The following is an 18,955-nucleotide window of genomic DNA, read 5'->3' as shown; positions in this document are numbered from 1 at the left end:
TTTGCTTTAATCTCCCGCAATCCCGAGAGTTGGCAAAAATCATTACCGAAGGAATTTATAGCGATTCTATAGCAATAAGTCTATCAACTGAGAATCAACGGCTGTATTCCTTAATGGAAGTCAAGGATAAACAGATCAGCAATTTGAATGCGACCATTGATTTAAAAGATCAGGTTACTAAAAACCTTGATCAAAGTGTGCTTTCTCTTACTGAGCATATTGAGGAGCGAGATCGTCAATTAAAAAAGTCAAAGCGGCAGAAGAAATGGTTACTCATAGGACTTTCCGGCCTGCTAATCGTCGCCGCAATCAACTAAAAAGGAAGGTAACGCAAGAAAAATTAAGTGAATGAGCGGATATCAAAGCGACATAGATTTAAAGGATGTTAACCTGGTGGGTGACATTCCAGTAGAGAATACAGCTGGAGGATTTGGGCAGACAGTTGGGTTAGGCAATGATTACATATTGAACCTTGATCCTCCATTAACTGCATACAAAGCAGGTCTATCCTTACAGGTGAAGTTTCATCAAACCAATACCGATACGGCTTCCCTGAACGTGAATGGATTAGGCAATATAGCGATCAAAAAGATTGTCAATAATACACTGCGAGACCTGGTTGCAGGTGACTTGAGTTTGGACCCAATCTATGACCTTAAATACGATGGTGTTCAATTTCAGATGGTTACACTTATTAGCTCTGGTGCTTCCCTTGAAATTGCAGGAGGAGTTACGCTAAAAGGGACCATCGATGCCTCAACTTCCCCTCCGTTTCCCGCAGCAAAAAAAGGAGATCTCTACACCGTAAGCGGTGCTGGCTTTATTGGAGACAGTGACGGTGGTGATGGATTGGCCGTAAGTATCGGTGATATCATACTTGCTACCGAAGACAATGAGGGTGGTGATTATGTGACGATCAGCGAACAATGGAATGGAATCACGGGCAAAGAACCACCGGAAGATGAGGGTGGTGGATTCTTATTACCAGACACCTAAGCAATGGACTACATCAAGATTACCGGAATCATCCTTGGAGCAAAAGGGCTTTGGATGTTGATCGATTCTATCATCAAATGGAGAAGTGACAAGAAGCTGAAGCATGCTGAGGCCAGTAACTTTTTTGCCCAGGCCAACAAGGAAGTGGTCTCCAGCTTCTTGCAGCTTTCTCAAGAACTGAAAGAGCAAATGCAGCGGCAGAAAGAGCGGATTGATGAGTTGGAAAAGTCGGTTGAAGATGAAAAGAAAAGGAACGATGAACTCGAAGAACTCATCTCGAAGCTGGAGCAGCGAAATCAGGAACTGGAAAGTGAACTTAACAAACTAAAAAATGGCCAATCAACAGAGTAACAGCACACCGATGAACTTCCTCATCGGTGCTTCTCTTATCCTTAACATCACCTACATGAGCATCAAATTCTATAAGATGTACCAGGAAGGCAAGAAGGGCAAGTGTAAATGTCAGAGTAAGAGAGAACACCAATAAGAGTATTCTCCAATGTTGGTCAAGAAGAATCATATTTATGGTGGTGTGTCATTCCTGGTCGTAGGGGTCGCTGTTACGCTCTATCTGTCCAGGAAAGCCTTATACAGGTCTTTTGATTATAAGACCAACCTTTTACTCTTGACCCTGGAGGCTGACTTCAGAGCCAAAGTACGGAAACTCCTAATCAAGGCAAGAAATGAGGGAATAGAGCTTCGAGTGATTTCAGCGCATCGAGATTGTGAGGAGCAAAACGAACTGTATGCTAAGGGTCGAACCCTGCCTGGTAAAATCGTAACCAATGCCAAATGTGGTCAAAGTGCGCATAACTACCGAAGAGCGGTTGATGTTGTTGAGTTTCGAAATGGAGTGCCAATCTGGGAGAATCCCAATTGGGAAATTATCGGTCGATTAGGAGAAAGCCTTGGACTCCAATGGGGTGGCAGATGGAAGTCAATAAAGGATAAGCCTCATTTCCAGGATTTGCAAGGTTATTCGATTGCTCAACGCTATGACCAATTCTTAGCGACTGGAAATTTCACAACTTAAATTATTATTCAATACAGACAATGGCACAACAAAAAGCAAACCCTTATCCCAATGGTAATTTTGCTCTAATGCTTGACTTCATGGAAGAGTTGATTACCATCGTTGGAAAGGAAAAAGGGACGGTGGCCATCTCCGAGGAAAATGGAGGATACGAGGATATCTCCTTCGATGAGATCAGTACAAAATCTCTAAACCCACCATCCGAGGCAGTTTCAGCGACTTTGATGGTAGAAAATACTTCTCTTACCCTGACAACTTCCATTCTTCTTCGTTTTAAAGAAAATGGAACTCCACCTTCAGAAAACTCTGGCTTTGGACTAGGTCATCAGGATATCTACGAACTGGTAGGCAAATCCAATTTGCAGGCTTTTCAGGCAATTAACCTGGTTACCGGTGTGGCCCTAAGAGTACAGTATTATCAGACTGCTCAGCAACTACCAGAATAAACTTTCATGCGAAATCTCAAATCCACCAGATTCATTCGTGGCCATTCTCCTCAAGAAGATAATTCGGACTCATCTGCAGCCGTAGTAAGGAAATTCACCGAAATCATCACCCTGTCTGAGTCGTTTGAGATCCTCTCTGTGATTGACCGACAGCTTGTTATTGGGGGGAATATCACCGGTATGGTTAACAGACATGACACAATTCTCATCAATGGCTCTACTGACGCAATTAACGATCAAAACAATACAGTTTGGGAAGCAACCTTAGAAGCATCAAACACCAGGCTTACCCTCAGCAATAGCAATCTTCAAGATAACCTGGTAGATAACGGGTATCTATATTTAGCCAAAGAAGTAATTATTCAACATGATCTTGATGCACAAGGTGTAGTCATTTCACTCCATAGTATCGATACCGGGGTTTCAATCCCGATCTCATATCAGATAATTGATATTAACAACCTAAAATTGGTCCCTGACTTACCTTTGATCAAGGAGTTTTTGGCAGTCGTTGTTGGGTGAGATAGCTTTCAGTTAAGTTTTTTAATGGAGATATTGATCTTTTTGATCCATTTTTTACGCTGTGAGATTTTCGAAGGTAGTGAAATGAAAAGTCTTACGATGCCAATTCACTATTCTGCAGTTTGAAGTAAAAAAGCGTCCATAGGTAACTATCGGACTGTCCGGCAATGAAGCACTAAGACTTATTACCTGCTAAAACGTTTAGGTCAAACTCTCCATTGCCTACTCTAAGAGTGTAGAGCTTACCTAAATCGTCATTTTCCCCAATTTTCACAAATTCCTTTCGTTTGATTGCGAGAAAATATTCTCCACTATCTTGATTCTCTCTTTTCTCGCCTAAATCTTTACTGATAGCCTTCAATGCACTGATCCAGTACCAGTTTTCATCCTTTTCATCGTAGTAAGCATACCAAACGGGAATTCTGAAAAGACGCTCGAAGTTGAGTGCAGGCAAAACCTCTGTCTCTAATTTCAAGGTATAGCACTTGTCCTTTGAGAGCTTATAATTCTTTACATCTACGGCAATCATGCCAATGCTATCGATTAGTACCAGGAAGTCGGGCCTTTTAGCAACATTGTTCTGAAATAGTGTTGGGAATTCATCTTTATCTTGTTTCACCCATAAGTAGCCGAGGCCTTGGCCATCCAGCCATACCTTAAAGGCTTGTTCTCCTTCTTTACCTTTATCACTTATTGATTTTTTGATGATTCTTTATGAGTTAGTTATCATTTAATTTCCGTGATGTTAACTAAAATATTTGACATCTGGAATGAGATTGGCTCGTGATAGTGATGCGATGGAAGTCAATGAAGAATAAGCTTCATCTTCAGGATTTACAATATAGAAGGCAATAAGTAGTTTCTAATTAAATCGAGAAGATCATTTCTCCAAAAATCAATAACTACAAACAATTAATGCTATGAATAACTTAGAGCTACTTTCCAAAATAACTGATTCTTTTGAAGCCCCTATATTCTCTTTGATATTAAGTTCATTCCGAGGAGTAGACTTCCAATTAATTGGCCAAAACGATGAACCGATATTTCTTCCAGAAGGATCAAATGTAGCATTCCGCATAAGTGGGATCAGTAATTCAACATTTCCGCCAAGAGAAATAATTAATGATACATTTGAAGCTAGTATAATACGCCCTGGAAGCGTGACTCATAGTGTAATTCGGAATGGAGTGTTTAATACGCTGAATCTGCCAAACTCAGACGGGTCAATAGATGTGTACCTTATGGATTTGGGTGAACATTTTTACCGGATAAAAGGCAAAAATTGTGTACGTGACGCTAATAATGAATTTCTAGCTTATGCTACTTATACCTGTGCGATAGAGTTTCCCTTACATTTTGACCCAAGACAACATCTCAAAAAGATTGAAATAAGAAATGGGTTGTGCACAGAACAATTATTGATGAACCCTCTAGTTGTCATTTCAAAGTATGAAAGTGGCTTCCAAGATGAAAAAATATTTCACCATAAATTTCCAGTAACAACAGAAGTGCTGAGTATAGATGTGAATTTGTAATAATCGAATACGTTTAAGGCTAGGCTCTGATTTTTGAGTAATGATGCTTTATACTTTTCAGAGCTATGCTTCAATCACATAATTTATTTGATAAAATGGAATAATAGGTGATTAAGAAGTGACAGTTCAATTTGAAAAATTGGTCATGAGCATTTTTCGCAATGTCTTCCTTCAATAGTGATTTGGGATTTGATATGTTCAATGCTGGTTTAAGCTAAACATCCTATCAAAGGCTGTATTTTATTATTGTGTTGTTGTGATTCAAGAACTATAATTCTTACTTATTTCTCTAAACCATTTTTGTAAAGTAATGCCATTCATTAATTCTAATCTATATGGAACGAATGGAGCAATGAAAGGGTCATTCAGTAAATTACTTGGGAAATCAGTTGTGGTTGTAATTATTCCTTTTGAGGCTTTTTGGTCTCCATTCAAAACCCCAAGTAAAGCGCGAACATCATCATACCTTACAAGATGACCAGGCTGATAAGCTTTTACAGAACTAACAATCCTTATTGAACCTATACCTCTTTTCGAGGCTATGACATCTCGCCCATGATCACCAGACCTAGGAGTTAAAATGACTTCATCATAACCGGATTGATCAAAAGCTCCGGCAATGAGTTCTTCCCATTTTTCGGGTGGAATTTTAAAGGCGTATTCCCAATGACTTGAAAGGATATCTACAATCATTTTCCAAGGAATACTCATCGCTTTAATGATTTTCCCTTCCATTGTTTTTGAATCTGGGGTAATAATGCCTTGTACTAGTAATGAAGAAAAACACTGATTAAAAACATCATCCCAATTAGTAGTTATCTCTGGGACAAAGATTTTCTTACCTTCTTTTAATATTGATATTTTCTCATCAATGGATAGTAAATCTTCAAAATCTGTCAATAACCTGTCAAATGCATGATAACTGTGTATTCCATTAATGTAGCTCTTTAGTCGCTCACAGTTTATGGGATTCACCTCCAGTTTGAAAATCAAGTCCTCTACGATATTAAAAGCGACGTTCATGGCGTTGATTGGAATTTCATCAAAGTCAATATTGGGATTTCGTTTTTCTTCATTTTCGATGATGAAGTCAAAGACTAAATCCTTCAATCCATCTAAGTCATGATTTTGCTCATTATTTAACCATTTACTTAACCTTGGTGTGAGCAAATTCCCGTTAGGAATCTCATCAAATTGAAACATACATTCTATTCAAAAAATCAACCAACAATTAAATCATTCATTACTTTTCACATAACATAAACCATTTATTTCCTCGGTAAAATACAGGTCAAATATGCCGTTTTCTGGTTCTATACAAATTTCAGTATCCTTATCGTACGTGGAACATTCGATCCCATCTTTATCATACACATTGCTTTCAACATCGAGGTATTGTGACATACAATCAAATAACACCGTGATCATTCACAATTTCATAGCTTGCCTTCCATTGATTTGAATTGCTGTTTTATCAAATATATGAAATTAAATAAACCACTATGGACTTGAAGTCCATAGTTTCCGCGAGACTGAAAGTCTCTAATTCTACTCTATTATGAAATTTGACTGATCATCTTCATCTGACCTGCGATGATGCTCCAAATACTCATCAAGCATTTCATCGGTAATATTTCCAGTGCTCCAACATCCATACCCTATCGCCCAGAAATGTCGACCCCAATATCGCTTCTTTAGATCTGGAAATTCTTGTTGTAGCATTAGTGAACTCCTTCCCTTCAATCGTTTAACAAGATTGCTAATTGATTTTGATGGTGGGTACTCAATATGCATATGGACGTGATCCTGTGACACTACTCCTTTCAATATCCGAACATCCTCAGAATCACATATTTGAGTCAACAACTTTCGACATCTTACTTGAATATCACCCTTCAATATAGAATAACGATACTTCGTCGACCAAACTAGATGAGCGCTCAATCTGGATACGCTATGAGAATTGCTTCGTTGATACTCGGCCACTCTCAAAGGTAAGATTTTTAGAAGCTAAAGCGAGATGCACTGAAAGTGCATAGTTTTAACTCCTTCTGGGACCAATAAAAACAACGGTCCGCTGAGAATTAACAGTTAGACGGTCTACTGTCGAATCACAAATTCTCACCTTGAGTAGATATTGATGACTATAATTATTACTTTGTATGCTATTTATAAAAGGGAATGGAGAGAAAAGTATTTATCGAAAATTTGATCTGGGACACCTGTATTGCTATTTTGGTTATAGGTTCGACCTTCGCCGTAAAATTCAGCTTACAATGGATTACAGCCAAATCTGGAATAGTTCTTTCTGACTCTGATCAAGCGTTCCTGTTTCTAATTGACTTCATTTTAAAAGGTGCTACGATTTTAAGCATTTTGATATTGTACATTAAAGATATTATCAAGTATGTTAAATCGTAAATCGTTAAATGTTTGGAAGTTCTTTTCAAGTATTTCAGAATTTAACTGGGCGACTTTGACTTGCTTCTATGGCACACTTCTAATCTTATTTGGTCTTTCAATTCTAAAACTTTTTATGTATTTGAGTTTCTTAACTCTCGTTATAGGAATAGTATATATTCTGAGCTGTTTTTTGATTCTATACTGGTCCGAGAAGATTAAGAATGAAGTCAACCAAATTCTTTACGAAGACAAGGTTAAATCATATACGCGTTCTGTTTTCAAGTTGAGGTGGCTAATGTCAAACCTGAATTGGATTACGATCATATTTCTATCAGCATTAATCTATCTATATTCGATTTATTTTGGAATTCTTTTATTGATTATTGTGATAATCGAAATTCCAAACACTAAATATTGGAATGACCAAATAAATAGTTATTTCAATACCAAGTTCAATGTAAATATGGACGTTTTTAGGGATATTGATCGCTTCAGGGATAGTGTTGGGTAGAATTCAATTCAACCAAGAAAGCATCGTTCAAAAACAAAGAACATTGTTCCTTGTTTTCTGATATCACCCCACTACATGACAAAATGAAAAAGAGAAATACTATTCTAACAAAAGCTAACTCGTACAGCAATTTCTATTTCATTTAACCTGCTTGACTTTTTCGTATTCAACAATAGTTTGCTTCTGAGGACCCTATTAGGTACTATCTTTCGCGATCTTGTGGTCCTTGCACTTTCGTTGATGTCCGAATTTCTGACTCAGAGTATCAAATCTTTGCCCGCAAATACAGGTTAGTTCCTGTTCAATTGCCAATCTGTAGTTATTTAGTTCTTCGTTTTTAGCTGAGAGATTCTTGACTTGCTGACGCAAATTCTCTAGCTGCTGTAGCTTTTCTTTTTCGTTCTGTTGGTACTCATCATTCTTCTTAGCAAGTTCAGCTAATGCCTCCAAACTTTCAGCTTGTCTTCTACTCAGGTCATCACTTGTAGCTGATGCTTCAGCTAATCGATTTCGAAGGTCAGCTAGCAGTCTGTTAAGTTTTGTATGCTTGGATATTTGCTGCTTAAACAACAAACTGAAGTGATGCACTGTGAAAGCAAAGGTGCTTCCGTAAATTAACATTGTAACTCCTCTCTCGATTAATGTGAGGTAAACTTTTGTAGGTTCATCGATACTATATTCAATATCACTTGCTTTTCTGACGATCTGATAGAATATATTCACACCATCCCATGCAAGTTCATTGATTAGGAAAATACTGATTGCGAACAAAAAAGCTTTAGAATCTCCAACAGCTATCAATGCGATCACAATCAAATCGAAGATAATCACAACAGCGTATGCCTGAAGTTCAGTGACCTTGGTACTAATCTTCATATAAAGATCAGCACTATGCTCCAAGTTATTGACCATCGCACCAATTATTATGATCAATAAAAAGGATCTGTATGTCCAAATATGATTTATTAAAAAATTGAATATAAAATTCCAGAGTGTTTCTTTATCACTATCCATCGCCCTTACCCTCTAATAATTGTTTGAATATCTGAGCCAGAAGTTGAATTACTTCCAAGCAATGACTTTGAAAAGCTAGAATTAAGGTCGAGAAACCCCGAGAAGAGTCTTAAATCATTCGCGAAAAAGTTCGAGATTTCATACTTTCCCGCTACTAAGACAAAAGCCTCAGAGAAATCTGGGGCTTTTTTGTTAGATTTTGGTGAAGGCGAGAAGTTGAATCGAGCGGAAGTTTAGGAAGATATATGATCAATTAACAATGCTTTATCCCAATTTAGAGCAGGCTCCAAGTGGCTTAAAAAAACTAAACCCACACCCGCTATACCATTGAGAAGCCCATACATTTTTCGCCATCTATTATAATATACTCCGTTGTTTTCGGCGGCATTATGAAACTTATAGCCAGCTGGACCTTTTTCGTGTTTGGCCGCTTGAAGGCTTTGTGTCATCCAAAAATCGGCTTTTTCTTTAAACTCTGTATTTCTGGTTCTTTCATGGTATTTGGAGAAGATATGTGCAACACCTGCTGTTCCGTGGCAAACGCCTGCATCATAAAAATCTTGTTCAATTAAATCAGTTCGTTTTAAGTTTCTTCTCATTAAGTCTTCTCCATCTTGTATCCAGTCACCTTCATTTAAGATGTTACCCGAATCCCAATACATCAGGGCAATACCCATGTCTCCATAACACCACCTCATTAATGAAGGTCCATCAATTGTGCCTACCGAGTCATATACGCAATTCGGATATTCGGAAATTGAATTAACGTTTTCTATTTTATTTGCTTTGATCCAGTTTAGACCTCCGGTTATTAAATCTTTAGTCAGTTCATTGTTGATCCCAAGTTTATGAATTCGCAGTAAGACCATGATGATACTTGGCACTCCATGAGATAATCCCAATGTATAAGCCCTAGCATGCAGATGGTCTTTTCCCTTTGGGAAGGTGTAATCCTCCCATGCATAACCATATTTATTCTCTTCTTTTATTTCATCAATATATTTTAGATAGGTCTCTAGAAAAACCACGGCTTCGTCATTCTCCCTTTCCATCGCATAGACTGCAGCTCCCGTACCACCATGGAGAAAGTCGTAGTATTTGCCCCTTAGCTTATTTATTGACGCGTCATAGATATATGCATCTAAATCTTGTAAAAGATCAGTTGATTCCAGGTAATTGTTGTTCATCAAATATTGGAGAGACCATCCAATGCCCGTAAATCCAGTCACAAAAGATGGGTTGAGCTCCATTCGAGCCACTTTGTCAATCGAGCTGTCTACAAGTTCATGACATGTATTTAAGTATTTTTGCTCCTTTGTAACTCGATATAGAGCAGCATAAAATATGGCTATGCCCATATCTCCGTTGAGAAGTGAGATATCATTTTTCTTTTGATTTCTTGCTTTTATCGCTCTTTCGATTTCAAAAATTTTATTCGATAACACGTCATTCATTCCCTATATAACATTCTTAAGCTGTGGATAATATTCAAGAGATTTTTGAGTTAAGATCTAATAAAAACTATTCGCCATTAATAGGTGGAATAGTTGCTCAACTTACACTAAGTAAGCTATTAATTATTAAACAAATATTGAATCTTAAAATTGATCAATTAGACTTTACCGTTGAGAATCATTCGAACACTATTGGAACTTTAATTAAGCATATGATTGCAGTTGAAAAGATGCATCAAAACATTATTTTTTTTAATAGACGCTTAGATGAGCGTGAAATGAGTCTTTGGGGGGATGCTTTGCCTGGAACAATAGATGCTACCTCTATAAGAGGCAATGATTCCAGGTACTACTTTGAGTTATGGGAAGGGGTGAGAAATATTACACTAAATGAACTGCAAAATAAGGATGATCAGTGGTTGTATGAACACCCAAAAAAGCCCTTCAACACGATGGGAAACAATTATTTTCTATTGTATCATACGTTCGAAGATCATATTGCACATCACGGCCAAATAAAATCAATTTTGAAATTAATTCATTGATTGTTTTTAATTTATTTGGGATACATGGATATTTAGGAAAATTATTTTCAAACATTATTATTATGAAAAAGAAGCAGTTAAAGAGTTTATCTCTAAGTAAAAAGACGATCTCATCATTGGAATCCAATGCTATATCGGGTGGTGATCAAGCTATAGCGGGTCCAGATGGCGGAACAGTTACTTTGTTTTGGACACCTAATCTCTGTAAGAGAGTTCAAACAGGCACTACGTGCTATTCTAACAATGCAACTTCTTGCCCTACGGGTTGTGCCACTTGCTAAAAATTGAAGCTGATAAAGAGCATGTAATTAATTACGGCTCTTTTTTTGTTTTTCTCTCCCTATAATAGATTTATAATATTTATACATAAAGGTATAAATAACCCATTCTTGTTTCCTTTGATCTGACTTTAGAAATCTATTGATGATCATATGAACATGGCTTCCTACAACCATTTGGAATTTAAATGGATTGGCGAGATATTGATTTTTTATCTCGTTTATAATGGGAATAATACGATTTGATCGTTCGGCCAGTACATTTGATATCTCTACCATCGTAGCGTTTAAGTGATCATCATCCTGATTAAGGAAGCCGAAAATTGTCTGACTTTCTTCTCGGTATTTTTTGTTCAGATTCTTCATGATTGACTTATTGGATATGAACTCATCAGACATGCTCTTTTCGAGGTTAGAAAAAAACTGAAGCTTGTTGTTATTATCATAACCACAATCATTAAGAAATGAGTTTACATTCCTCATGCAAAGCAGCCACCTGTAATATTCTGGGTTATCAATAGAATCTAATATCTTAAGGATTTTAACAGTTGCGATACTGTCAAAACTAAATATCCTCTCACTGAGGTCTATTGATTTTCCATATCTATCGATTTCTCTTACATAGGTATCTACTTGAACCTTCTTTGTAATCATGGAATTTATCTTGATCTGTTCTTGGATATCTTTCACCAGGTAAATCCCCGATCCGTCTGATTTAGCCCATCTTAATCTGAGGTGGTGATCTGGATCCTGGTATCGAATAAAAAACCATGATTCAATTTTTTTATCCTTAATTAAGGATTCGAAATATGGTTCGATTACATGGATCAGAAGTTCGTCTGCAGTATTATGCCCAGTATATATCTTTATAAATGTCCATTCATCACCTGGGTAGAACACTTTTTTCACATCAGATGATTCGGCACTTATATTACTGCTTACATTGTTTTCATTGTGAAGAATATTAAACGGAATTACTAATTCATTTGCGTATTGAGAATTTCCTTTTTGTATTGGTGAGGTCTTACTGGTAATCAGGTTCTCGTATAGTATTAAACTCTTTTTTCTTTTTAATTCGGCATTTAGAACCTTTAATAAGTTCTCGTTTTCCAGATCCACGAGTATTTCGTTATCTCCTTCAGCAATGGTGACGAGCCTTGGTATTTCCCATTCCTTTCTAATCTCTTTTACATAAGATTCGATGTTAAATGCAGATTCCTGACCTTTTTTAGTTTTTGGCAGATCTATGATCCATCGTGCCCTTTCTAATATTATATTTTTATATACTACCCTTGGTAAGTATTTGTAAGATGCCAAGGACCCCCAATCCCAATAGAAACCAGTAGAATAACCATGGCGTTGAAAATCTGCTAAAAATTTATAGACAGGTATTTTACTTCCTCTTGTATTATGGGCATTACTTAGTCTTGGTATTACTTTTTTGTTTAAGCGTTTACTTCTTAATTCAAGACCTCCATTTCGAATTTGTATGAATAAATCTGAGAGAAGTATTTGGTCCTCAGTAGAAACAGAACCAGGAGTAATAATCGGTATTTCGTATTTTCTTAATTTCGGTCTCGCTACTACGTTTCCCATCTTTGGAGTAGGAAGGTGAACTATTTCAGAAAAAGCATGCTCTTCTGATGTTATATTCTCTTCACAATACTTTTTTACAGTCTCCGTAAGGCTTTGATCCCCACAGCAAAACCGCCCTAGGAATATAGAAGCGGATGGACCGATAAAATTTCTTAAAACAAAGACGTATTCATAGCGATTATCAATATCTAAGTCGACATTTTTCAATAAGGTACCAACGAGAAACATACTGGCATAATCACCAGGTTTAGTCTGATCATTTGCCATTTTTTTTATCTCATCTTCATCAAGATTTATTGTTTTCTGGCTTTTATAAGTTGAATCAATGAATTTCTTTAGCTGGAATCGTTGAAAATGATTTAGTGTCGTTTCTTCTGATGCAGGTTTTGAAATGACATTTAGTTCATTCAAAAGATTTGGCTGCTCTCTTGAGGCTGAATCATCCGACTCATATCCAACTCCAATTTCCGGATCCAGGGCTTCTACCAGGGAGACTTCACTTCCTTCATATTGATCTTGCAATTTTCTTGCAAAATCTTCCATTAATGGATTACTGTTGAAGGCAGAAATGTTATTTAACATGGAAACATTGTTTACAATATTCTGTACAAGCTCCTTCTCTAATTTTAAATGATTCTTTGATAGATAAAGATCCGAATGAATCAGGTCGGTTAATTTTTGTTCTGGGTCAAAAAAATGAACAAGATTCAATAACTCATTCATTTTTACCTCGTCTAGCTGAGTTTTGGTATTAAGGATTGCCTGTGCATTTTCAAGATGATCTATTATTTGTTTCTCAACATTAGTCCTTTTCAAAATATCGATAAGAACTGGAAGAAAATCTGTCTCAGTAACCCGTGGTTCTAATTCACTGATCAAAATTCCACTATTGATGAGTTCATCAATAAACTCAATTAACTCGTGTTTTGAATATTCCTCGGAGGTAAAATGGTCTAGAATTTCGGAGAGTTTTACTGGAACAGTTTTATCCAGTTTGAGAATCTCGTCTAAAACGTTCCCGCTAATTTCTGATAGTTGAAAAGAGAAATTATCTTGATCGAGTATTGGTTCAAAATACCTGTATTTTTCTCCTACTTTATAGATGGTGTTATTAAGGTAATACTTTACCGAGAATTTTATTTGGTCATCTCTCATAAGAGACCGTATAATTCGATATAAACACTTGTAATCGAGCCTGTGAAAAAAAGTATTTTCGTTTTGTTCACCTAGTTCGATTTTGTTCTCGTTTCCCACCTCCCCTTGAACTAAACCGGCGAAGGCCCCAAACGGAGTACACCTTGTTGACATTCGGATGTAGTATTTCATCAACGAGATATGAAGTTTTTCAACCTCTACTGGGCCCAATTGACCCTTTTCTAATTTATCAATTTCATGATGTAAACTAGGGGATGCATGTAAAATTGAATTTATGAAATATTGATCCTTAACCAATTCGGATATAAAAATGTCTAATGATCCATTATTTGGTATTTTATTTATACTATCCAAGGGATAGACGCAAGACCTAAGGATTAAATCTTCTATTTGCGTTTGCATGAAATTACCGTTTATAGAGTAAAACTATTTTCTTGAGGTTGAAAAAGGAGTTTGAAAAATGAAAGAAAGTCCAGCAGATTCATTAATGATTACTTTAGCATTGAAAGCCTTTTCTAAACAAGAAAGACTGTTGGTCATCTTGGTTTAAGTCATTTAGGAATAAATCGGTTCAAGGTAATTAATGTCCTCGAGAAAATGATTCATCTCACGTTTGAGCGGCACTAATTTATTTATAACTGATACAACTGTTCTATAGATATACGCTTATTGATGATACCAACTATTCCAAATTCTTTCAAGCATACTATGCTAATGGATTATTCTAGAAAACGTAATTATTGTAAAATCAAATAACGAATTCAACATGAATTTTACCTTATAAAACAAATAAGGACTGACGTTTAGTTAGCATAGCACATAATTGATGGAAGGCTTTGGCCTGTAATTTGTATTTCGGATCTCTTATTGGGTATTACAGTCAATTAATAACGTTAATAGAAATAATTAAAAACTCCGAGAATTCTTCCAGGAATCCTTTTTCAAAACCTGGTTTTGATTCTTCTGGTGCAGCAATTGTGACTCCCATTAACATTATAAGAAGAGATGTTGCTGTTTTCTTGTTCATTATTATGAATAAAGTTAATATAGCCAACTTTCAAGATGACACCTACAGATGAGTTTGTTAGATAGAATCAGTGAAACAACACTCGGGAAACCCAAAAACTGGCTGCTGAGATCCGGCTCATTTTCATTATTGGCTTTCGTTGCAATAACTCTTATTCTAAGTTTTTTTATTAAATATCCTGATTCAATAGAGGCTCAGGTAAACATAATTTCGATAACAGAACCTGTACTGGTTGTTGCAAAATCTGAGGGCTTGTTGAAATTGGATAAAGAAATTGAAGGACTTAAGGTCTTAAATGATACCAAATTAGGCTTCATTCAAAATGATATTGATTATGATCGATTTATAGAAATTAAAGACCTTCTTAAGACCCTCAACGTCGATGATGTCAATTTAAATACTGATAGCCTAAAGTTTAGAGATTTCAGTAAATATGGTTCGTTTGAGCATTTATTAAAGAAAATGTTCCTGGTAATCGAAAATTACAGTTTTCAGCAAGCCAATAGTTTTAGTCTTGTCAAAATTGTATCGCTTCAAGAAGATATAAAGATGCTGTACAAACTAATTGACAGCAAAAAGTACCTTCTTTCAAATGATAATTCACGTCTGGAGTTAATCCGAGAAGACTATACGATAGATTCTATTTTTTACATCAAGAATACTGTTTCCAAGGTCGAGTTCAATCAATCAAAACAGGAATTAATTTCGGCATTAAAATCCAAAGCATTGGCGGAAGAGCAGATCCTTAGACTTGAATATGATCTCCAAAACAAAAAAAACGAAATCAACGAGTTGAATGCTCAATATATCCTTGAACTTAAAGAGGCTAAAAATAGAATAGTTGATATCTATTCGGAGATTGAAAATAAATTGAATGAATGGGAATACAATCAAGTTATTAGATCTCCTACTAAGGGAATTATTTCATTCCATAAATCTTATGAGAGCGATAAGTATACTCAACGAGGTGATGAGCTACTCTACATTTTGCCCGAACAAGATCAGATTTATGCCACTACCTATGTCAACTCAGTTGGTTTTGGTTCTGTTGTTGAAAATCAGGAGGTTATCATTAAACTAAATGATTTTCCTTATGAAGAATATGGTTATTTAACAGGGAAAACCAGCAAGATAGCTCCGCTACTAACGGAGAAAGGGTACTTTGTGAGAATTGAGCTAACAGATGGATTAGTTTCTTCTTCAAATTACAATTTTGATTTCAAGCATAATATGTCAGGGAATTGCGAAATAATTACAAAAGACAAAAGACTGATATCCAGGCTTATACAGCCGTTGAACTACTATTTTTCAAACAACAAATAAGTGATTCGAAAATTCCCATTTATACAGCAATCCGATCAAAAAAACTGCGGCCCCACATGTATTATGATGGTTGCCAAGTATTACAACTTGGAGTTAAATAGGAGTTACATCGAGGAAATTTCTGATTTAAAGCAATGGGGTACAACATTAGGTGATTTAACTACAGCCCTGGAAAAATTAGGATTTAAGACGTTAACAGTAAAAATCACTTATGACGATCTTTTGAATGAAGCTCCCCTACCCGCTATCATTCCATGGAAGGGAAATCACTTCGTAGTAGTATATAAAGTCACAAAACAAAAAGTATATATAAGTGATCCGAGTGTTGGAAGAGTCGTCTATAAAAGAAAAGATTTTTTGGATAATTGGGGGGATGAATCAGAAGGGGCAGTTCTTTTGATTGAATCGACCTCTGAATTATTCAAAGTCAAGGAACCAAAAGATGTTAATCAAGTATCGTTGAAATACTTTTTTCAATTCTTGACACCTCAGAAAAAACTCATCTATCAACTCTTTTTGGGGCTATTGACATCAAGTATTTTAAGCCTGATTTCACCATTCCTAACACAATCAATAGTTGACGTTGGCATTCAAAAGAAAGACATTGGATTAATAAACCTCATACTTATTGGTCAGGTAATGTTTTTTGCGGGTAATTTATTGATCAACGTTATTAGAAGCTGGATCCTATTACACATTACAACGAGTTTGAGTATTGCAGTCATTTCTGACTTTTTTAGAAAGTTAATGTTGCTACCCATATCATACTTTGAGAAAAAGAACCTGGGCGACATCCTTCAAAAAATTGAAGATCATAGCAGGATCAATCAGTTTTTGACCTCTTCATCGCTTCAAACGCTATTTTCATTCATTAATATTATCGTTTTCGGACTCGTTCTGGCCTATTATGATTTCGGTATACTTACGATCTATTTCTTGGGATCTGCCCTGTACATCACGTGGGTGCTTTTGTTCTGGAAAAAAAGAAAAATAGTTGATAATGAGCGATTTAAACAGGCCTCCAAGATTCAAAATAACGAAGTAGAGATGGTGCTTGGAGTTTCCGAAGTGAAACTGAATCAGGCAGAAAAGAAAATCATTTCCGATTGGGAGTCAAAACAGTTAGGTTTATTTAAAGTAAGAACCAAAACTTTAACTTTAGAACAATTACAATTAGTTGGAGGATCGATTTTTAATGAGTCGAAAAATATATTTATTACTTATACAGCTGCAAAAAAAGTAATTGAAGGAGAAATGACGCTTGGAATGATGATGGCTACTATTCAAATATTAGGCCTATTAAATGGTCCTCTGCAGCAACTAATTGGTTTTATACAACAGGCCCAAGACGCTAAAATTAGTTTAGAAAGGTTGAGAGACATACATAGTGATGAAAAAGAGGAAACATCAGAAGATTCTTTTAATCAGGAAATTTTTGCTGCTGATATTGTCCTGAAAGGTGTTGATTTTCAATATGATCGCTCTAGTAGTTTTGCTTTGAAAAATTTAAACCTAACAATTCCTCATGGAAAAACAACAGCTATTGTTGGGTTAAGTGGCAGTGGGAAAACAACACTTTTGAAACTTTTATTAAAATTTTATGAGCCAAATACGGGAACCATCTCTTTTGGCCTCCATGATTATAGAGAAATTCCTACTGCTGAAATCCGAAAGAATTTTGGTGTCGTACTTCAAGAGGGTTATATCTTTTCAGACTCTATTCTCAACAATATCTGTATTTCAGGAGAGCAGCCGAATTTAGAAAAATTTCGAAAAGTTACTCAGTTGGCCAATATCGATGAATTCATTAATTCATTACCTGAAAAGGCCAATACCAAGATTGGTTTAGAAGGTGTGAACTTAAGTGCTGGTCAAAAACAAAGAATTATGATTGCCAGGGCGCTATATAAATCACCCAAATTTTTATTGATGGACGAAGCGACTAGTTCTTTAGACTCTAAGAACGAAAGAGAAATTTCCGAAAACATTCAAAAATTCATAAAAGGTAATACCAATGTCATCATTGCACATAGATTAAGTACGGTTAGGAATGCCGATAACATTGTTGTCATTGATCAGGGAAGCATTATTGAACAAGGTAATCATCAGGAATTGATAAATATGAAAGGACAGTACTATACGTTAGTTTCTAATCAATTGGAGCTAACATGAGATAAATTCCAAGTATAGGCTAAGACATTATAATTATGATAGACTATGGAGTTCTTGAACTTGGTTTTTACAAAGTATTTAAAACTGATCCAATTGAAGTAATTCAAGAAACAATAAATAGAGCAGAGTACTTTGAACAATTAGGATTTAAGCGGGTTTGGGTGTCTGAACACTATGGAGCTGGTTGTGCCTGGCAAGCTCCGGAAATTATATTAACACTCCTGGCAGGAACAACCAAGAAGATAAGAATTGGTGTGGCCGGCGTAATGCTCACAATTAGTATACCTCTACAAGTATCACATAATTACAAACTTTTAAATAGCCTCTTTTATGATAGAATTGATTTAGGATTTTCCAAAGGAAGGCCACCTGAAAAAAACATTTATGAATCATTGCTGGATGGTAGAAGTGAAGTAACTGACTTCCATAAGACGATTACGGACTTAGGAAGGATTATTCGTAACAGCGGTGCGAAATCAACAATACCTATTCCACCTCTAGATGGCCCACCGCCAAAATTATGGATGCTGGCCATGAACCCTGGCAACCTGGAATACGCCTACAAAAATCACTTAAATTGCTGCTTTTCATTATGTCATAGATTGTTGTCGAAAGATGAAGAAACTACTCTTTCTGAGGCTATTAGGACATGGAAAAGTAGGTTTGAAGAGAAAAATCTCAAAATTTCAATTCTTATCGCAGTGATTTGTTCTGAGGATCAATCGAATACTACTGACATAGAAGAGAATCGGATTTTTGATTTTCTGAAATTGAATTTTACAGGTAACATACTAGAATACAGAGGTTTTGAGAGGGAATTGCTTACTAAGTATCGTGTGGATGAAATTGTATTGGCTAATATTTTTGAGGAATCATCAGAGTTTTTAGATACGGTTTCATGTTGTATGAAAAGTGCACAAAGTGTGCTGTAACGCCTAAGATTAA

The 18,955-nt window shown here is 36.0% G+C and carries 19 protein-coding genes; 12 read left to right on the top strand and 7 right to left on the bottom strand.

Going from position 1 to position 18,955, the window contains the following annotated elements; all coding sequences use genetic code 11:
- Nucleotides 1-29: 29 nt before the first annotated feature.
- The 7 genes from R8G66_06055 to R8G66_06025 are packed head-to-tail and all read left to right on the top strand — an operon-like array spanning nucleotide 30 to nucleotide 2,997.
- Complete coding sequence (locus R8G66_06055) at nucleotides 30-317, top strand: hypothetical protein (protein ID MDW3191904.1); 288 nt, start codon at nucleotides 30-32, stop codon at nucleotides 315-317.
- Nucleotides 318-348: 31 nt separating this feature from the next.
- Nucleotides 349-996 (top strand): hypothetical protein, encoded by a 648-nt coding sequence (locus R8G66_06050; GenBank protein MDW3191903.1) that lies wholly within the window; start codon nucleotides 349-351, stop codon nucleotides 994-996.
- A gap of 3 nt (nucleotides 997-999) precedes the next feature.
- A complete protein-coding gene (locus R8G66_06045) occupies nucleotides 1,000-1,347 on the top strand; it encodes a hypothetical protein (protein ID MDW3191902.1) in 348 nt (115 codons plus the stop codon).
- The gene (locus R8G66_06040) at nucleotides 1,328-1,483 is read left to right on the top strand and encodes a hypothetical protein (GenBank protein ID MDW3191901.1); all 156 of its coding nucleotides are present in this window, start codon (nucleotides 1,328-1,330) and stop codon (nucleotides 1,481-1,483) included. Before R8G66_06045 ends, R8G66_06040 begins: the two co-directional genes overlap by 20 nt.
- Before the next feature lie 12 nt (nucleotides 1,484-1,495).
- The gene (locus tag R8G66_06035; GenBank protein ID MDW3191900.1) at nucleotides 1,496-2,029 is read left to right on the top strand and encodes a M15 family metallopeptidase; all 534 of its coding nucleotides are present in this window, start codon (nucleotides 1,496-1,498) and stop codon (nucleotides 2,027-2,029) included.
- Nucleotides 2,030-2,049: 20 nt separating this feature from the next.
- Nucleotides 2,050-2,475, top strand: coding sequence for a hypothetical protein (locus tag R8G66_06030; protein MDW3191899.1), 426 nt, complete (start codon nucleotides 2,050-2,052; stop codon nucleotides 2,473-2,475).
- Between the two features lie 6 nt (nucleotides 2,476-2,481).
- Entirely contained in the window at nucleotides 2,482-2,997 is a 516-nt protein-coding gene (locus tag R8G66_06025) for a hypothetical protein (GenBank protein MDW3191898.1), read from the top strand.
- A gap of 175 nt (nucleotides 2,998-3,172) precedes the next feature.
- Here the strand turns inward: R8G66_06025 and R8G66_06020 are convergent, their stop codons facing one another.
- Nucleotides 3,173-3,616: a hypothetical protein gene (locus R8G66_06020; GenBank protein ID MDW3191897.1), complete on the bottom strand. Its 444-nt coding sequence runs from the start codon at nucleotides 3,614-3,616 to the stop codon at nucleotides 3,173-3,175.
- Nucleotides 3,617-3,917: 301 nt separating this feature from the next.
- Between R8G66_06020 and R8G66_06015 the strand changes: the two genes are divergently transcribed.
- Nucleotides 3,918-4,532, top strand: coding sequence for a hypothetical protein (locus R8G66_06015; GenBank protein MDW3191896.1), 615 nt, complete (start codon nucleotides 3,918-3,920; stop codon nucleotides 4,530-4,532).
- 261 nt (nucleotides 4,533-4,793) lie between these two features.
- Here the strand turns inward: R8G66_06015 and R8G66_06010 are convergent, their stop codons facing one another.
- The 4 genes from R8G66_06010 to R8G66_05995 all read right to left on the bottom strand — a co-directional run bounded on the left by R8G66_06010 (nucleotide 4,794) and on the right by R8G66_05995 (nucleotide 9,914).
- Nucleotides 4,794-5,735: a restriction endonuclease gene (locus R8G66_06010; protein ID MDW3191895.1), complete on the bottom strand. Its 942-nt coding sequence runs from the start codon at nucleotides 5,733-5,735 to the stop codon at nucleotides 4,794-4,796.
- A gap of 345 nt (nucleotides 5,736-6,080) precedes the next feature.
- Complete coding sequence (tnpA, locus tag R8G66_06005; protein ID MDW3191894.1) at nucleotides 6,081-6,518, bottom strand: IS200/IS605 family transposase; 438 nt, start codon at nucleotides 6,516-6,518, stop codon at nucleotides 6,081-6,083.
- Nucleotides 6,519-7,641: 1,123 nt separating this feature from the next.
- Nucleotides 7,642-8,460, bottom strand: coding sequence for a hypothetical protein (locus R8G66_06000; protein ID MDW3191893.1), 819 nt, complete (start codon nucleotides 8,458-8,460; stop codon nucleotides 7,642-7,644).
- A gap of 233 nt (nucleotides 8,461-8,693) precedes the next feature.
- Nucleotides 8,694-9,914: a lanthionine synthetase C family protein gene (locus R8G66_05995; GenBank protein ID MDW3191892.1), complete on the bottom strand. Its 1,221-nt coding sequence runs from the start codon at nucleotides 9,912-9,914 to the stop codon at nucleotides 8,694-8,696.
- A gap of 23 nt (nucleotides 9,915-9,937) precedes the next feature.
- On the opposite strand from R8G66_05995, the gene R8G66_05990 reads away from it, so the two are divergent.
- Nucleotides 9,938-10,459 carry a hypothetical protein gene (locus R8G66_05990; protein ID MDW3191891.1) on the top strand — a complete coding sequence of 174 codons (522 nt, stop codon included), beginning with the start codon at nucleotides 9,938-9,940 and terminating at the stop codon, nucleotides 10,457-10,459.
- Nucleotides 10,460-10,767: 308 nt separating this feature from the next.
- On the opposite strand, the gene R8G66_05985 is transcribed toward R8G66_05990, so the two are convergent.
- Together R8G66_05985 and R8G66_05980 are read right to left on the bottom strand one after the other, a co-directional pair.
- Nucleotides 10,768-13,890, bottom strand: a complete 3,123-nt coding sequence (locus tag R8G66_05985; protein MDW3191890.1) for a lantibiotic dehydratase — start codon at nucleotides 13,888-13,890, stop codon at nucleotides 10,768-10,770.
- A 478-nt stretch (nucleotides 13,891-14,368) separates the two neighbouring features.
- Nucleotides 14,369-14,515 (bottom strand): hypothetical protein, encoded by a 147-nt coding sequence (locus R8G66_05980; GenBank protein ID MDW3191889.1) that lies wholly within the window; start codon nucleotides 14,513-14,515, stop codon nucleotides 14,369-14,371.
- Nucleotides 14,516-14,563: 48 nt separating this feature from the next.
- Here R8G66_05980 and R8G66_05975 point away from each other — a divergent pair, with 48 nt between their 5' ends.
- From R8G66_05975 to R8G66_05965, 3 genes are read left to right on the top strand one after another with little or no spacing between them, the layout of a single operon-like run.
- Nucleotides 14,564-15,838 carry an HlyD family efflux transporter periplasmic adaptor subunit gene (locus R8G66_05975; protein MDW3191888.1) on the top strand — a complete coding sequence of 425 codons (1,275 nt, stop codon included), beginning with the start codon at nucleotides 14,564-14,566 and terminating at the stop codon, nucleotides 15,836-15,838.
- Nucleotides 15,839-18,010, top strand: a complete 2,172-nt coding sequence (locus R8G66_05970; GenBank protein ID MDW3191887.1) for a peptidase domain-containing ABC transporter — start codon at nucleotides 15,839-15,841, stop codon at nucleotides 18,008-18,010. It begins immediately after the preceding gene.
- Nucleotides 18,011-18,045: 35 nt separating this feature from the next.
- The gene (locus R8G66_05965) at nucleotides 18,046-18,942 is read left to right on the top strand and encodes an LLM class flavin-dependent oxidoreductase (protein MDW3191886.1); all 897 of its coding nucleotides are present in this window, start codon (nucleotides 18,046-18,048) and stop codon (nucleotides 18,940-18,942) included.
- Nucleotides 18,943-18,955: the final 13 nt, after the last annotated feature.

Source organism: Cytophagales bacterium (assembly GCA_033344775.1).
GTDB lineage: Bacteria > Bacteroidota > Bacteroidia > Cytophagales > Cyclobacteriaceae > JAWPMT01.
The sequence above is the reverse complement of the archived record's forward strand: the minus strand, read 5'-3'. Positions and strand labels throughout refer to the sequence as shown.

What these genes read in the sequence shown, in the direction of transcription:
- R8G66_06050 (MDW3191903.1), top strand. Translation starts at nt 349, where the DNA reads ATGAGCGGATATCAAAGCGACATAGATTTAAAGGATGTTAACCTGGTG.
- R8G66_06045 (MDW3191902.1), top strand. Translation starts at nt 1,000, where the DNA reads ATGGACTACATCAAGATTACCGGAATCATCCTTGGAGCAAAAGGGCTT.
- R8G66_06040 (MDW3191901.1), top strand. Translation starts at nt 1,328, where the DNA reads ATGGCCAATCAACAGAGTAACAGCACACCGATGAACTTCCTCATCGGT.
- R8G66_06035 (MDW3191900.1), top strand. Translation starts at nt 1,496, where the DNA reads ATGTTGGTCAAGAAGAATCATATTTATGGTGGTGTGTCATTCCTGGTC.
- R8G66_06030 (MDW3191899.1), top strand. Translation starts at nt 2,050, where the DNA reads ATGGCACAACAAAAAGCAAACCCTTATCCCAATGGTAATTTTGCTCTA.
- R8G66_06025 (MDW3191898.1), top strand. Translation starts at nt 2,482, where the DNA reads ATGCGAAATCTCAAATCCACCAGATTCATTCGTGGCCATTCTCCTCAA.
- R8G66_06015 (MDW3191896.1), top strand. Translation starts at nt 3,918, where the DNA reads ATGAATAACTTAGAGCTACTTTCCAAAATAACTGATTCTTTTGAAGCC.
- R8G66_06010 (MDW3191895.1), bottom strand. Translation starts at nt 5,735, where the DNA reads ATGTTTCAATTTGATGAGATTCCTAACGGGAATTTGCTCACACCAAGG.
- R8G66_06000 (MDW3191893.1), bottom strand. Translation starts at nt 8,460, where the DNA reads ATGGATAGTGATAAAGAAACACTCTGGAATTTTATATTCAATTTTTTA.
- R8G66_05995 (MDW3191892.1), bottom strand. Translation starts at nt 9,914, where the DNA reads ATGAATGACGTGTTATCGAATAAAATTTTTGAAATCGAAAGAGCGATA.
- R8G66_05985 (MDW3191890.1), bottom strand. Translation starts at nt 13,890, where the DNA reads ATGCAAACGCAAATAGAAGATTTAATCCTTAGGTCTTGCGTCTATCCC.
- R8G66_05980 (MDW3191889.1), bottom strand. Translation starts at nt 14,515, where the DNA reads ATGAACAAGAAAACAGCAACATCTCTTCTTATAATGTTAATGGGAGTC.
- R8G66_05975 (MDW3191888.1), top strand. Translation starts at nt 14,564, where the DNA reads ATGAGTTTGTTAGATAGAATCAGTGAAACAACACTCGGGAAACCCAAA.
- R8G66_05965 (MDW3191886.1), top strand. Translation starts at nt 18,046, where the DNA reads ATGATAGACTATGGAGTTCTTGAACTTGGTTTTTACAAAGTATTTAAA.